General features: G+C 53.7%; 17 protein-coding genes. 12 read left to right on the top strand and 5 right to left on the bottom strand.

Going from position 1 to position 13,027, the window contains the following annotated elements; all coding sequences use genetic code 11:
• Positions 1–5: 5 nt before the first annotated feature.
• Positions 6–614 (bottom strand): hypothetical protein, encoded by a 609-nt coding sequence (locus tag ACHUEV_RS10665; protein ID WP_394179672.1) that lies wholly within the window; start codon positions 612–614, stop codon positions 6–8.
• Positions 611–1,804 carry an ADP-forming succinate--CoA ligase subunit beta gene (gene sucC / locus ACHUEV_RS10660; protein WP_394179670.1) on the bottom strand — a complete coding sequence of 398 codons (1,194 nt, stop codon included), beginning with the start codon at positions 1,802–1,804 and terminating at the stop codon, positions 611–613. Before sucC ends, ACHUEV_RS10665 begins: the two co-directional genes overlap by 4 nt.
• A gap of 423 nt (positions 1,805–2,227) precedes the next feature.
• Between sucC and ACHUEV_RS10655 the strand changes: the two genes are divergently transcribed.
• Complete coding sequence (locus ACHUEV_RS10655) at positions 2,228–2,431, top strand: LysE family translocator (protein WP_394180179.1); 204 nt, start codon at positions 2,228–2,230, stop codon at positions 2,429–2,431.
• Positions 2,432–2,696: 265 nt separating this feature from the next.
• Here ACHUEV_RS10655 and mdh read toward each other — a convergent pair whose 3' ends face one another.
• On the bottom strand, positions 2,697–3,659 hold the full coding sequence (gene mdh / locus ACHUEV_RS10650) for a malate dehydrogenase (protein WP_394179668.1): 963 nt from the start codon (positions 3,657–3,659) through the stop codon (positions 2,697–2,699).
• Positions 3,660–3,819: 160 nt separating this feature from the next.
• On the opposite strand from mdh, the gene ACHUEV_RS10645 reads away from it, so the two are divergent.
• Positions 3,820–4,575, top strand: a complete 756-nt coding sequence (locus ACHUEV_RS10645) for a sulfite exporter TauE/SafE family protein (protein WP_394179666.1) — start codon at positions 3,820–3,822, stop codon at positions 4,573–4,575.
• Between the two features lie 35 nt (positions 4,576–4,610).
• Here ACHUEV_RS10645 and ACHUEV_RS10640 read toward each other — a convergent pair whose 3' ends face one another.
• Both ACHUEV_RS10640 and ACHUEV_RS10635 read right to left on the bottom strand, forming a co-directional pair.
• Positions 4,611–5,246, bottom strand: coding sequence for a PRC-barrel domain-containing protein (locus tag ACHUEV_RS10640; protein WP_394179664.1), 636 nt, complete (start codon positions 5,244–5,246; stop codon positions 4,611–4,613).
• A gap of 115 nt (positions 5,247–5,361) precedes the next feature.
• Complete coding sequence (locus ACHUEV_RS10635; protein ID WP_394179662.1) at positions 5,362–5,673, bottom strand: hypothetical protein; 312 nt, start codon at positions 5,671–5,673, stop codon at positions 5,362–5,364.
• 173 nt (positions 5,674–5,846) lie between these two features.
• On the opposite strand from ACHUEV_RS10635, the gene ACHUEV_RS10630 reads away from it, so the two are divergent.
• From ACHUEV_RS10630 to ACHUEV_RS10585, 10 genes are all read left to right on the top strand, one after another.
• Complete coding sequence (locus tag ACHUEV_RS10630) at positions 5,847–6,689, top strand: HpcH/HpaI aldolase/citrate lyase family protein (protein ID WP_394179660.1); 843 nt, start codon at positions 5,847–5,849, stop codon at positions 6,687–6,689.
• Complete coding sequence (locus ACHUEV_RS10625; RefSeq protein WP_106354509.1) at positions 6,686–7,231, top strand: NnrU family protein; 546 nt, start codon at positions 6,686–6,688, stop codon at positions 7,229–7,231. The genes ACHUEV_RS10630 and ACHUEV_RS10625 overlap by 4 nt, the downstream gene beginning before the upstream one ends.
• 4 nt (positions 7,232–7,235) lie before the next feature.
• On the top strand, positions 7,236–7,439 hold the full coding sequence (locus ACHUEV_RS10620; RefSeq protein WP_106354511.1) for a DUF1737 domain-containing protein: 204 nt from the start codon (positions 7,236–7,238) through the stop codon (positions 7,437–7,439).
• On the top strand, positions 7,436–8,461 hold the full coding sequence (locus ACHUEV_RS10615) for a MaoC family dehydratase (protein ID WP_394179657.1): 1,026 nt from the start codon (positions 7,436–7,438) through the stop codon (positions 8,459–8,461). Before ACHUEV_RS10620 ends, ACHUEV_RS10615 begins: the two co-directional genes overlap by 4 nt.
• A gap of 14 nt (positions 8,462–8,475) precedes the next feature.
• Entirely contained in the window at positions 8,476–9,564 is a 1,089-nt protein-coding gene (locus tag ACHUEV_RS10610; protein ID WP_394179655.1) for a M48 family metallopeptidase, read from the top strand.
• A gap of 250 nt (positions 9,565–9,814) precedes the next feature.
• Entirely contained in the window at positions 9,815–10,204 is a 390-nt protein-coding gene (gene sdhC / locus ACHUEV_RS10605) for a succinate dehydrogenase, cytochrome b556 subunit (RefSeq protein WP_106355322.1), read from the top strand.
• A gap of 12 nt (positions 10,205–10,216) precedes the next feature.
• The gene (gene sdhD / locus ACHUEV_RS10600) at positions 10,217–10,588 is read left to right on the top strand and encodes a succinate dehydrogenase, hydrophobic membrane anchor protein (protein ID WP_106354518.1); all 372 of its coding nucleotides are present in this window, start codon (positions 10,217–10,219) and stop codon (positions 10,586–10,588) included.
• A 20-nt stretch (positions 10,589–10,608) separates the two neighbouring features.
• Positions 10,609–12,414, top strand: a complete 1,806-nt coding sequence (sdhA, locus tag ACHUEV_RS10595) for a succinate dehydrogenase flavoprotein subunit (RefSeq protein WP_394179652.1) — start codon at positions 10,609–10,611, stop codon at positions 12,412–12,414.
• A complete protein-coding gene (locus ACHUEV_RS10590; protein WP_394179650.1) occupies positions 12,414–12,737 on the top strand; it encodes a succinate dehydrogenase in 324 nt (107 codons plus the stop codon). The genes sdhA and ACHUEV_RS10590 overlap by 1 nt, the downstream gene beginning before the upstream one ends.
• The gene (locus ACHUEV_RS10585; RefSeq protein WP_394179648.1) at positions 12,737–13,027 is read left to right on the top strand and encodes a hypothetical protein; all 291 of its coding nucleotides are present in this window, start codon (positions 12,737–12,739) and stop codon (positions 13,025–13,027) included. Before ACHUEV_RS10590 ends, ACHUEV_RS10585 begins: the two co-directional genes overlap by 1 nt.

Below are 13,027 nucleotides of genomic sequence, written 5' to 3'. Positions count from 1 at the left end.
TCTTTCTATTCTGCTGTTTCAGTGTGCTCGATGACAATGATCAAAGAGCCACGGTAAAAGCCGGGGATAAAGAACTGTGGGAGCACGGCGACTGCGATGGGCGTGCCGTTGTCCGTTTTCGCGTAGAATGCAGCGAGAACTTCGCGATCATCAGAAGTGTCGAAAATCTCAAAGGTGTCGCCATATTTTGCACCTAATACGCTTGAAGCGACAAGAACTGCCTCCTCATCACGTAGCCCGCTACGTCCAACAACGCACTCTGGATCATGTTTCCCTGTCTTGACCGCGGTGATGATGCTGCGGTTGAAAGCTGAGTAATAATCGCTGCCCCCATATTGACCTTCGGAACGAAAACCCGAGCGTTGCCAGTTAAGACGCGCAACGTTGAGATTCGGAAAGCTATCGAGGCAATAATTTAATGCTTCGATTGCTTTACGATTTCCCGAGTTATCGAGCGCATTAGCAAGCGGAATGCCCGCCGCCTTGCTTTCCGTGGGGGCCCCGCTGGTAGACGCCTGATTGGCAGCGCCTTCCGAAACGGTTGCCTCGCAGCTAGCGAGAACTATCACGCCAATCAGGGCAGCCCCAGCATATTTGAGGGCAGTAAAGATCACCCTTTAACCGCTTTCACGATTTTTTGGGCGCCGTCTTTGAGGTCGTCAGCAGCAATTACGGCGAGGCCGGAGTTGTTGATGATCTCTTTGCCTTTTTCGACGTTTGTACCCTCGAGGCGAACAACCAGCGGAACTTGCAGGCCGACTTCTTTGACTGCAGCGATCACGCCTTCGGCGATGACGTCACAGCGCATGATGCCGCCAAAGATGTTCACAAGGATGCCTTTAACGTTTGGATCAGATGTGATGATCTTAAACGCTTCGGTTACTTTTTCCTTGGTCGCGCCGCCGCCTACGTCAAGGAAGTTGGCAGGTTCAGCACCGTAGAGTTTGATGATGTCCATTGTGGCCATCGCCAAACCCGCACCGTTCACCATGCAGCCGATTTCACCGTCAAGCGCGATGTAGTTCAGGTCGAACTTGGACGCTGCCAGTTCTTTGGGGTCTTCTTCTGTTTCGTCGCGCAGAGCGGCAACGTCAGCATGGCGATAGATCGCGTTGCCGTCGAATGAAACCTTGGCGTCCAGCACCTTGAGGCTGCCTTGGTCAGTGACGATCAGCGGGTTGATTTCCAGCATTTCCATGTCTTTTTCGACGAATGCTGTATAAAGCTGGCCCATCAGTTGGACGCACTGCTTAATCTGCTGACCTTCCAGACCCAGCGCGAATGCAACGCGGCGACCGTGGAAGGGCTGGTAACCTGTTGCAGGATCAACAGTGAAGTTCAGGATTTTCTCAGGAGTGTTCTCGGCCACTTCTTCGATGTCCATGCCGCCTTCGGTGGAAACAACAAAGCCGATGCGGCTTGTCTGACGATCAACCAGCAGAGCGAGGTAAAGTTCGGTTTCAATGCCAGAACCGTCTTCGATGTAGATACGGTTTACGACTTTGCCGACTGGGCCAGTCTGGTGCGTGACCAATGTGCGGCCGAGCATCTTCTTTGCTTCTTCGGCAGCTTCTTCAACGGATTTAGCAAGACGTACACCGCCAGCTTCGCCAGCGTCCGCTTCTTTGAATTTACCTTTGCCGCGGCCACCAGCGTGGATCTGGGCCTTAACAACCCACAGTGGGCCATCAAGTTCGCCAGCGGCGGTTTTAGCGTCTTCGGCGCGCGTCACAGGGCGACCGTCGGAAACAGGAGCGCCATAGCTGCGCAGTAGAGCTTTGGCCTGATATTCGTGGATGTTCATAGGGACATGTCCAATTTGGCTTCGGTTGCACCACGTAAAGCACAAGGAATGGACGTTTTGTAACTGAAAAATGTCAGATCGGCGGATAATCGAACATTTGTGATCACACCATTTTCTGGTGTGATCACAAATACAGGCGGTGGCCGAGAAACAAAATTCGTGGTCGTCAAAAGATTCGTCGTGATAACATGAGCACCACAGCGATCAATGGTAATCCATCTGGAATTCGTGGTTGGTGTTTTAGTTGAACTTTGTTCGGCTTTTGTACCGGTCCATTGGATCCTGTGTTATTCAAATGGAATACACGGGTCGGTAATTGAACCGTATCTAGCATTCTAAATCGCAAAGATTGTTGTGGTGTTGTCGCCCGGTGTAGCTGTGACCTCGGTGGCTGAGGTAGCGAAATAGACGACGTTCGCGAACATTAAATGGATTGGTTTCGCCTATCTGATATATTTAACGGGCATGGCGCTATTTTCGTCATCTGGCGGAATGCAGGTGCGCGTCGGGGAGGAACGAAATTCGCGACGGGCATTGTTCACCCATGGATTTATCGTCGAGTTCGCCAATCCCAAAGCATTACTATATTTTGCAGCTATTCTACCTCAATTTCTGGATCAGTCGTAACCCGTAGTTCAGCAGATTGCGTTAATGGGCATGGCGACCGTCGTGATCGATGTGTCAATTTACAGTGGTTACGCATTAATGGGAGACCGACTAACGCGCGGCGGGATCAAAAGTTGGGTTGTCGCCTCTGGCAACAAGGTAGCTGGCGCCGCACTGTTGTTCGCTGGTGTTAAGAGGGCCTCCGTCAGTGCGGGAAAAACTTGATGCATTAAACAAAAAGGGTGCCCCGATGGGCACCCTTTTGCATTGGATGTGTTTCAGTCGCTTACGCGAGTGAGCCGTCGATGTCTTTACAAGCAGCAACCAGACCTTTCACCGCGTCGACAGATTTGTCGAACATGGCTTGTTCGTCTTTGTTCATCTTGATTTCGACGACACGCTCAACGCCGCCGGCACCGATGACTGTTGGAACGCCAACGTAGAAACCGTCCAGACCGTAAGCGCCGTCAACGTGGGCTGCGCATGGCAGAACGCGTTTTTGGTCTTTGAGGTAGGCTTCGGCCATTTCAATCGCGGATGTCGCAGGTGCGTAGAACGCAGAGCCAGTTTTCAGCAGACCAACGATTTCGGCACCGCCGTCACGTGTACGCTGAACGATTGCGTCCAGTTTTTCCTGTGTAGTCCAGCCCATTTCGACCATGTCAGGCAATGGGATACCAGCGACAGTGGAATAGCGTGTCAGTGGGACCATTGTGTCGCCGTGACCGCCAAGTACGAACGCTGTGACGTCGCGCATCGATACTTTGAATTCGTCAGCAAGGAAGTGACGGAAACGCGCTGAGTCGAGGACACCAGCCATGCCGCAAACTTTGTTGTGTGGCAGGCCAGAGAATTCGCGCAGTGCCCAAACCATCGCATCAAGCGGGTTGGTGATGCAGATAACAAATGCATTTGGCGCGTGTGCTGCGATGCCTTCGCCAACGGCTTTCATAACTTTTAGGTTGATGCCCAGAAGGTCATCACGGCTCATGCCGGGTTTGCGTGCAACACCAGCTGTAACGATGCAAACGTCCGCGCCAGCGATGTCAGCGTAATCTGCTGTGCCGGCCATTTCAGCGTCGAAACCTTCGGAAGGGCCAGCTTCGGCGAGATCAAGCGCCTTGCCTTTTGCAGCGCCATCGTTGAGGTCGAGCAAAGTCACATCGCCGAGTTCTTTGATCGCTGCGAGGTGCGCAAGCGTGCCGCCGATTTGTCCGGCGCCGATAAGGGCAATCTTGGGTCTAGCCATGGAAATGGATCCTTTGGTGGGTTCGATTTGCGCCATTGGGTAAGCCTTTGGAGGCGCACACGCAAGAGTGCTGCATCGCGGCATCCCTTATTATGTGGTGGTTCCTTATCCTGTAAGGCGCTAACGAAGGATGAATTCAAGGTATTTCAGGAGCAAGCAGGTGATTGAATTTGATTGGCAATTTTTCATGATTGGCATCCCTGCGATCCTGTTTGGGGGTATTTCGAAGGGTGGATTCGGGTCTGGGGCTGCCTTTGTGGCGGGGGCGATTCTGGCGCTTGTCGTGCCGCCGGGCGCTGCCTTGGCGGTGATCCTGCCGTTGTTCATGCTGATCGATGTAGCGACCCTAAAGCCGTACTGGGGAAAGTGGCACTGGCCATCTGCAAAAGGGATGATGCAGGGCGCGATCCCGGGCGTGGCATTTGCGGCTTGGGTCTATTTAGCTGTTGATGCGGATTTTTTCAGATTGCTGATTGGTGTGATCTGTTTGGCGTTTGTCGCGTTCCAGCTTAGCCGCGCAATGGGATGGCTGCGTATCGGGCAGGTGCCGTTTTCAAGGCCGCTGGCATGGTTGGCTGGAATGGTTGGCGGTTTCACGAGCTTTGTCAGTCACGCGGGTGGGCCGCCGACGGCCGTGTTTATGCTTTCGCAGGGGTTAAGTAAGACGGCGTATCAGGCCACGACGGTAATTACGTTTTGGGCTGTAAACTGGATGAAGGTCGTGCCTTACGCATTCTTGGGGATATTCACTTGGAATACGTTGCTTGGTAGTTTGGCACTGGCCCCATTTGCACTGGTTGGTGCGTGGATCGGCGTGCGGGCGCATGATTTCGTGCCAGAGCGAGCCTTTTTCGGGCTAACGTATGTTCTTTTGGTGCTGACTGGGGTGCGATTGATTTGGGTCGCATTGGTTTAGCCCCCAACTGACGCTGGGGGCTAAGGTGCTAAGTCTTATTTAGCTTCGAATTCTGGCATTGCTTCCAGTTCTTCTTTAGTCGCTGAGACATAAACAACGATGTCGCCGTCGACTTCAGTTTTCATCAGAGCAAGGTCTTTGAACGGTACGGCTACCGATTTTTCGCCAATTCCGATAAAGCCACCTACGTCGATCACGGCTTTTTCAGCTTTGCCGTCAGCGGATAGGATGATTTCGCTGACTTCACCGATTTCAGCATCGGTTTCGTCGTAGACCACTGCGCCTTCTAGATCAGCGGCAACCATGATGTCAGCCTGTGCTGAAACCAGTTCACCGTTTTCGATCATCGGGCTGGTGACCGTTTCGTTGGTTTCCGCAATAAATGCGTCAGCTTCAGCTTCCAATGTTTCGCCAGCATCAGCGATGGCGTTACCCGTTGCTTCTGCGCCGGCTTCGATGTTTTCGCCAGCTTCGGCCATTGCATTGCCTGCATCGTCAAGCAGGGTCGTGTCGGCATCGGCCTGTGCGTTCATTTCAAGTTCAGTTGAAACAGCGGAATCGTTAGCCTGCGCAGTCAGCGCGGTGTCTGCACTTGTGTTCAGATTGCTCTCTGCAAATGCAGCTGTACCAAACAAAAGTGTCAGGGCAGTTGTTGTCATCATACGTTTCATTTCGTTTCCTTTCACGGTCTGTGATGGCGGTCGCAACGTGTTGCTGTCGCCTTGTGATAGGGAACCAAGTCAGGTGTCTTTCGGTTGCATCTAAACCAAAATAATTATTCGACCTTCAAAGGTGGGACGCCAACGTGATGAAATTTTCGTACTTATAATCAAATGCTTGACCGGCTGATGCCAAACAGGTCAAACCTCCGGGTCGTGTTGTTGTGATTGTCCAACTGCCAGTAGTTGGCGCAACGAAGAGTTCGACAATGGTATTGTCATCGTCGCGATTTGCCGCCCGCGGGTATTCCCCGAAATGGGTCGCAAGGCGTTCGATGATTGTATCACGCTTTGTACATGCCTGTTCGGCGCGTGCGCTATCCGCGGTTAGCAACGCTGCCCCGACGAACATGGGCATATGCAATAGTAAGCGTTTCATGCTGGTGTACCTGATTAAGTCTGAATTCACTCTGGAAATACTTGCTGGCGACCTATGATTAATTGGTTAACGCACCGTAACGATGTACTGATTGCCGCAGTGCGGCATGTTTTCGCTTGAACTATCATTCAAAATCTGGACATTTACGCGCAACAATATTGCGAGGACACGCTATGCACGACCGCCCATTCCGCTCAGCACTTTATATTCCTGGCTCAAAGGATCGCGCGTTGGACAAAGCGCGTGGCCTGCCTGTGGATGCGATTCTGTTCGATCTTGAGGATGCCGTTTCGCCCGATGCCAAGGTAGAAGCCCGCGCGACGCTCGCGAGCGCGCTAGAGCAAGGCGGCTATGGCCCACGGTTTAAGGTTGTACGCATTAATGGGCTTGATACTGAGTGGGGTGCGGATGATGCGGCGGCTGTTGCTGCAATGGATTGCGACGCGGTTCTGTTGCCAAAGGTAAATAGCACGGCTGACGTCGACGCACTGGCGGCACTTATTCCCGATTTGCCAATTTGGGCAATGATGGAAACCCCGCAAGGCATTTTGAATGCAGCAAGTATCGCAGCACACCCACGTATGGCGGGGTTCGTGTTGGGAACGAATGATCTGGCCAAAGATCTGAACGCGCGGGGCAGGGCGGCAATGGTGACCTCGCTTCAGCTATGTCTGCTTGCGGCCAAGGCCGCGGGGATTGTCGCGCTTGATGGCGTCTATAATGCATTCAAAGACGAAGACGGATTGCGTGCCGAATGTACCGAGGGGCGCGATATGGGCTTTGATGGTAAGACCCTGATTCACCCGGCGCAGGTTGCCGTTACCAATGCGACCTTTGGCCCAAGTGACGATGAAATTGACCTTGCTCGCCGTCAGATCGAAGCATTCGACGCCGCCGAGGCCGAAGGGCAGGGCGTCGCTGTTGTGGACGGTCGCATCGTTGAGAACTTGCATATTGTCACCGCGCGGGCGACGCTAGCGAAAGCTGACGCCATCGCCGCATTGGAGACTTCATGACATTTATCATTCTTGGACTGGTTCTTTGGGCTGGAGTTCATTTTTGGAAACGACTTGCCCCCGCAAGCCGCGAAGCGCTGGGCGACAAGGGTAAGATGATCGTGACCGCAGGGTCTTTCATCGGTCTGATCTTGATGATCATCGGATATCGTGGCGCTGAAGGGACATTCTATTGGGGGCGAACGCCTGCAATGACGGGGATTAATAACCTGTTGATGCTGCTGGCCTTCTATTTATTCGCCGCAGCCGGATCGAAAGCACGGATTACACAGTATATTCGCCACCCGCAGTTAACTGCCGTAATGCTGTGGGCTGTTGCTCATTTGCTGGTGAACGGTGACACGCCGTCGTTCATTTTGTTCGGTGGGCTGCTGGTCTGGGCCAGCTCCGAAATTCAACTGATCAACCGCGCGGAACCTGACTGGACGCCCGCTCATGCGGTACCCATGAAAAAAGAAATCACTGCTTTGATCGCAACCGTGGTCGTCTTTGCCGTTGTGGCGGGCGTTCATATTGCGCTCGGCTATAACCCGTTTGGATGAAGACATGAAAATCTATCGACTACTGACTGAAGACGACACCGCTGCATTTTGTCACAAAGTGTCCGAGGCCCTATCAAAAGGTTGGGAGCTATACGGCAGCCCAACTTATGCGTTTGATCAGGCAAATGGCGTGATGCGTTGCGGTCAGGCCGTCACCAAAGATGTCGACACGCCTTATACACCTGACATGAAGTTGGGCCAGCAATGACCAAGACAAACGCAGGCCGCTTTTTCGAGGATTATGCCGTTGGTGATGTGATCACCCATGCGGTGCCGCGCACGATTAAGATGGGTGAAAGGGCGCTGTATCACGCGCTTTATCCCGCGCGTCATGCGTTACATTCATCAGATCAATTCGCGCAAAGCTGTGGGCTGCCGTTTAGCCCGCTTGATGATCTTGTGACATTTCATACGGTGTTTGGGAAAACCGTGCCCGATGTATCGCTCAACGCCGTCGCGAATTTGGGCTACGCAGAGGGTCGATGGATCACGTCACTCTGGCCCGGCGATACGATCACCGCGACGTCAGAGGTGATTGGGGTTAAGCAGAATTCAAACGGTAAAAGCGGTGTTGTCTGGGTTCGGACAACAGGTCGGAACCAACACGGCGAAGAGCTCATGTCTTACGTTCGTTGGGTCATGGTGCGCAAACGGGGCGAAGGCCCAGCACCTGAAACGGTGATCCCTGATCTGGCAAAGGCCGTATCAGCGCAGGACCTTGTTATTCCTAAGGGTTTGGATTTCACGAACTACGACTTCGCACTTGCGGGCGAACCGCATCGCCTGTCGGATTATTCTGTGGGCGAGGTGATCGACCACGTTGACGGCGTCACGATTGAAGAGGCCGAGCATATGCTCGCCACGCGCTTGTGGCAGAACACCGCGAAGGTTCATTTCGACGCGACCAATCGACCAGATGGCAAGCGCCTGATTTACGGTGGCCATGTGATCAGCCTTGCGCGGGCACTGTCGTTCAACGGTTTGGCAAACGCGCAGATGATCGTCGCATTGAACGGTGGGGCGCATGCGAACCCTTGCTTTGCCGGTGACACCGTACGTGCGTGGTCAGAGGTTTTGGATATTGCCGAAACATCGGCACCGGGTGTCGGTGCAATCCGCTTGCGGCTGGTGGCGACCAAGGGCGAGGCCGGAACGCTGCGCGGCGAAGACGGGAAATACGCGCCAGAGGTTCTTCTGGACTTGGATTACTGGGCGCTGATGCCTGTATGAGCAATGCAGGCTGGATGGCTAAACTTCATCGCGAAGCAGGCGAGAAAGTTTTCCGTGGGGCGTTAGAAGACTTGCAAGCTGGCAAATTGCGGCGGGTCGAAGCCGCGCGTCGCACGGCGCTATTACTATCGTTGTTTGTGATGCTATCCCCTGTCGCCCTAATCGTGGCAGGTGGCATCATCGCCGTCGCAGCTTTGCCTTTTTTAGGAGGCATCTTTTGGGGAGGTCTCCTAATTGCCGTCGGGGTATTTCTGTTTCCCGCGCGCTTTCGGGTACCTGAACGTGCGCTTCGGCGCAATGACGCGCCACGCCTGTTCAAGGATTTGGACCGGGTCAGTGAAGCGTTGGGCGCTCCGAAGGTTACGGTCGTGGCTGTAGATGGAAGCTTTAATGCTTTCGCAGCGATGCATCGCAAAGAGGTTGTGCTTGGGATTGGTGCCGTGTTGTGGGACGCTAGTTCACCGGAACAACGGCTTGCACTTGTTGCGCATGAGACCGCGCATTTCGTGAATGGTGATCCTTCGCGAACGCGAGTGATTGGGTTTGCTTTACAGATGCTTGATAAATGGGAAATGCTTCTTGAGCCCGATTTTGGTGATGCAGCGCATGCTTTCGCAGCACTGCTTCTCTTGCCGTTGCGTTGGTTGGTTGCACTTCTGAATGAGACAATTCGGACGTTGCTATACGTCCAGATGCAGCGCGCTGAATATCTGGCTGATGCTCTGGCGGCAGAAGTTGCAGGGGGCAATGCTGTAAGGCAATTACTGTCCACAATCAGCCTATCTGAGTATATTGATGAACAATGGAGCACGCGGCATGGCGTTGGTTCTGCTCGGGGGCGCGATGTTATCAAAATGATTGTAGAGCCCGTGGTTCAATTGAATGCTGATGAACGCGTTGAAATTGCGATGGGTAATGGGAAAGTGGATCATTCAGTTGATACCACGCATCCTCCTACCCACTATCGGATCGCTTTCCTCGACGCTGCCTGCCTAACCAAACGTAAAATTCTGAACAATCTGTTCGATCGTGAAGATATGTCGTTCGAGAAAGCGTTCGATGCCGTGGGTGAGAGCCTCGCGGCACAGCTTGAAGTTCAATGAACTAATCGCCGACCTGCGCGAGGCTAGTCACCGAGTATGATAATTGAGATTAATTCTGACTAAATCGATCATCTAATGTTTTGTGATCACGTGGAAAAATTGTGTGATCACAAAAGTGCAGAATTTCGCTGATTGGCGTATTATTTCACCGTTAATCCATCTTCCTCTGCGTGACTCTTGTTTGGAACTGGTGCAAAAAAGGACCAAAGGCGCGACCGAAATGGCAGCCAAGCCAAAGAAGGGAACATTCATGGCCGACAATAAACAGGACAACCGTCCTCTGTCTCCGTTCATGATCGGGCAATACTACCGACCACAGTGGACGTCGATGACGTCGATCTTCACACGTATCACTGGGCTTTCACTGCTCGTTTCTGCATTGATGATCGTATGGTGGTTTGTTGCCGCTTCGGCCGGGCCAGACGCTTTTGCGGTGGCTAACGGTTTCCTGACCAGCTGGTTTGGTGATCTGGTCTTGTTCCTGTCGACTTGGGCGATGTGGTATCACATGCTTTTCGGTATCCGTCACCTGATCTGGGACTCTGGCCGCATGCTTGAGGTCGACCAGTCCGAACTATACGCGCAAGCCGCGTTGGTTGGGTCCGTCTTGCTGACAATCTTTGTCGTTATCGTTCTTTAAGGGAGGCAGATCATGGCATTTATGACTGACCGTAAACGGGCTGCTGGCCTTGGTTCCGCCAAAACAGGAACTGAACATCACTGGCACATGATGGTGACTTCTGTGGCGCTTGTGCCGCTTGTGGTGCTGTTCATCTTTACATTCGGCGCGATCCTTGGATCGCCTTATGAAGAGGTTATTGCCTATTATCAGCGTCCAGTTCCTGCGACGATTGCGATCCTGACTATGCTGGTTGGCTTTAACCACTTTGCCAACGGCGTCCGCGCTACCATCGAAGACTATACCGGTGGCATGACACGCAAAGCGCTGATCATTGGCATGACTTGTCTTTCTTATACTGCTGCCGCCTTTGCGATCTTCGCAATCGTGCGCATCGCCCTTTAATTCTGCGGAGCAACTCAATCATGGCTGCATACGAATACGAAACCCATAACTATGATGCGATTGTTGTTGGCGCTGGTGGCGCTGGCCTACGCGCAACTTTGGGTCTGGCAGAGCAGGGCCTGCGCACCGCTTGTATTTCAAAGGTTTTCCCAACACGTTCACACACTGTTGCTGCCCAAGGTGGTATCGCGGCGTCCCTTGGTAACATGGGTCCAGATAGCTGGCAGTGGCACATGTATGACACTGTGAAAGGCTCTGACTGGCTGGGTGATACCGATGCAATGGAATACCTTGCGCGTGAAGCCCCAAAGGCCGTCTACGAGCTAGAGCATTATGGTGTGCCATTCAGCCGGACCGAAGAGGGTAAGATTTACCAGCGTCCGTTTGGTGGCCACACAACTGAATTTGGTGAAGGCCCGCCCGTACAGCGTACCTGCGCTGCAGCTGACCGGACTGGTCACGCGATCTTGCACACGCTTTATGGTCAGTCGCTGAAACAGCAGGCTGAATTCTACATCGAATACTTTGCGCTTGATCTGATCATGTCCGAAGATGGCGTTTGTCAGGGTGTTGTCTGCTGGAAGCTGGACGACGGCACGATGCACGTCTTTAACGCTAAGATGGTTGTATTGGCGACTGGTGGTTACGGCCGTGCCTATTTCAGCGCGACTTCTGCCCACACCTGTACAGGTGACGGCGGCGGCATGGTTGCCCGTCAGGGTCTTGCGCTGCAGGATATGGAATTTGTTCAGTTCCACCCAACCGGTATCTACGGATCAGGTTGCCTGATCACAGAAGGCGCCCGTGGTGAGGGTGGCTATCTGACCAACTCTGAGGGTGAGCGTTTCATGGAACGCTATGCGCCCAACTACAAAGACCTTGCACCGCGTGACTACGTCAGCCGTTGTATGACAATGGAAATTCGCGAAGGTCGCGGTGTCGGCCCAAGTGGTGACCACATCCACTTGAACCTGAACCACCTGCCAGCCGAAGCACTGGCCGAACGTCTGCCCGGCATTTCTGAATCGGCCAAGATTTTCGCAGGTGTTGACGTGACCAAAGAGCCAATCCCGGTTCTGCCAACGGTTCACTATAACATGGGCGGTATTCCAACGAACTATTACGGTGAGGTTCTGAACCCTACTGCCAAAGACCCGAACGCTGTTGTTCCTGGCCTTATGGCCGTTGGTGAAGCTGGCTGTGCCTCTGTCCACGGTGCGAACCGTCTTGGTTCTAACTCGCTGATTGACCTTGTGGTCTTTGGCCGTGCCGCCGCGATCCGCGCTGGCCAGGTGGTTGATCGCGACGCGGCAAACCCAACGCTGAACCAACCTTCTGTTGACGCGTGTTTCGACCGTTTCGATGGTCTGCGTAACGCAAACGGCAATGTTGCTACTGCTGATTTGCGTCTAGAGATGCAAAAGGCGATGCAGGCTGACGCGGCTGTGTTCCGTACAGATAAGACTCTGGCCGAAGGCGTTGAGAAGATGACGGCGATCGCGGGCAAAATGGATGACCTGAAGGTCACCGACCGCAGCCTTGTCTGGAACTCTGACCTGATGGAAACGCTTGAGCTGACCAACCTGATGCCAAACGCATTGGCGACGATTGTAGGTGCTGAAGCGCGCAAAGAAAGCCGCGGCGCACACGCGCACGAAGACTACGCGACACGTGACGACGAAAACTGGCGGGTGCACACAATCAGCCACGTTGACGGCAACAAGGTGACCCTAAGCCACCGCCCCGTCATCACTGCGCCGCTGACAACCGAGGCCGAAGGCGGGATTTCAGAAGCGAAGATCGCACCAAAAGAGCGGACGTTCTGATGCGTGCTGTTGCTCTAATCGGTGCGATGACCATGTCCCTATCCGGGTGCATGCAAGATATCGGAATGCAGGGTGATGCTTTGGCGCGCACGGCGGCGAAAGGCGTTGTGAATAATGTTGTTGCGTCTAAGTTCCCGGGGGTCGATGCGACGCCGGTGACAGATTGCATCATCGACAATGCAACGGGCGCTGAAATCCTAACGATCGCCGAGGCGGCGGTTGTTGGGACGACGCAAGCAACGACCGACCTTGTGGTCGGTATTGCACAGCGCCCTGAAACTGTACGCTGCACGGCGAGCAATATGCTAGGAGTGAGCCTGTGATGCGTGTTTCCGCTTTTGCAATGATGTGTGCTTTGGCTGGGTGTGCAACGACGCCACCCACCCCAGAAGAAGCTGCCCAGATTTGCGAAAAGCGGGCACAAGCCGCACAAGCCCCCACTGGCGGGGTAACTGTCGGCGTGAACAGCGAAACAGGCCTATCAACAGGTATTGAGATCGGCCTATCAGCTGATCTGCTGCGCGGGCGTGACCCGCTCGAAGTTTATGAAAGCTGCGTCATCGATTTGACCGGCCAACCGCCAATCCGCCCCGCGCGGTTGCGGGCACTTTAA

Source organism: Yoonia maritima (assembly GCF_043641945.1).
Taxonomy (GTDB): domain Bacteria; phylum Pseudomonadota; class Alphaproteobacteria; order Rhodobacterales; family Rhodobacteraceae; genus Yoonia; species Yoonia maritima_B.
The sequence above is the reverse complement of the archived record's forward strand: the minus strand, read 5'-3'. Positions and strand labels throughout refer to the sequence as shown.

Bases quoted from the DNA above. Each gene is read 5' to 3' on its own strand.
- sucC (WP_394179670.1), bottom strand. From the start codon at position 1,804: ATGAACATCCACGAATATCAGGCCAAAGCTCTACTGCGCAGCTATGGC.
- mdh (WP_394179668.1), bottom strand. From the start codon at position 3,659: ATGGCTAGACCCAAGATTGCCCTTATCGGCGCCGGACAAATCGGCGGC.
- ACHUEV_RS10640 (WP_394179664.1), bottom strand. From the start codon at position 5,246: ATGAAACGTATGATGACAACAACTGCCCTGACACTTTTGTTTGGTACA.
- ACHUEV_RS10635 (WP_394179662.1), bottom strand. From the start codon at position 5,673: ATGAAACGCTTACTATTGCATATGCCCATGTTCGTCGGGGCAGCGTTG.
- ACHUEV_RS10630 (WP_394179660.1), top strand. From the start codon at position 5,847: ATGCACGACCGCCCATTCCGCTCAGCACTTTATATTCCTGGCTCAAAG.
- ACHUEV_RS10625 (WP_106354509.1), top strand. From the start codon at position 6,686: ATGACATTTATCATTCTTGGACTGGTTCTTTGGGCTGGAGTTCATTTT.
- ACHUEV_RS10620 (WP_106354511.1), top strand. From the start codon at position 7,236: ATGAAAATCTATCGACTACTGACTGAAGACGACACCGCTGCATTTTGT.
- ACHUEV_RS10615 (WP_394179657.1), top strand. From the start codon at position 7,436: ATGACCAAGACAAACGCAGGCCGCTTTTTCGAGGATTATGCCGTTGGT.
- ACHUEV_RS10610 (WP_394179655.1), top strand. From the start codon at position 8,476: ATGGCTAAACTTCATCGCGAAGCAGGCGAGAAAGTTTTCCGTGGGGCG.
- sdhC (WP_106355322.1), top strand. From the start codon at position 9,815: ATGGCCGACAATAAACAGGACAACCGTCCTCTGTCTCCGTTCATGATC.
- sdhD (WP_106354518.1), top strand. From the start codon at position 10,217: ATGGCATTTATGACTGACCGTAAACGGGCTGCTGGCCTTGGTTCCGCC.
- sdhA (WP_394179652.1), top strand. From the start codon at position 10,609: ATGGCTGCATACGAATACGAAACCCATAACTATGATGCGATTGTTGTT.
- ACHUEV_RS10590 (WP_394179650.1), top strand. From the start codon at position 12,414: ATGCGTGCTGTTGCTCTAATCGGTGCGATGACCATGTCCCTATCCGGG.
- ACHUEV_RS10585 (WP_394179648.1), top strand. From the start codon at position 12,737: ATGCGTGTTTCCGCTTTTGCAATGATGTGTGCTTTGGCTGGGTGTGCA.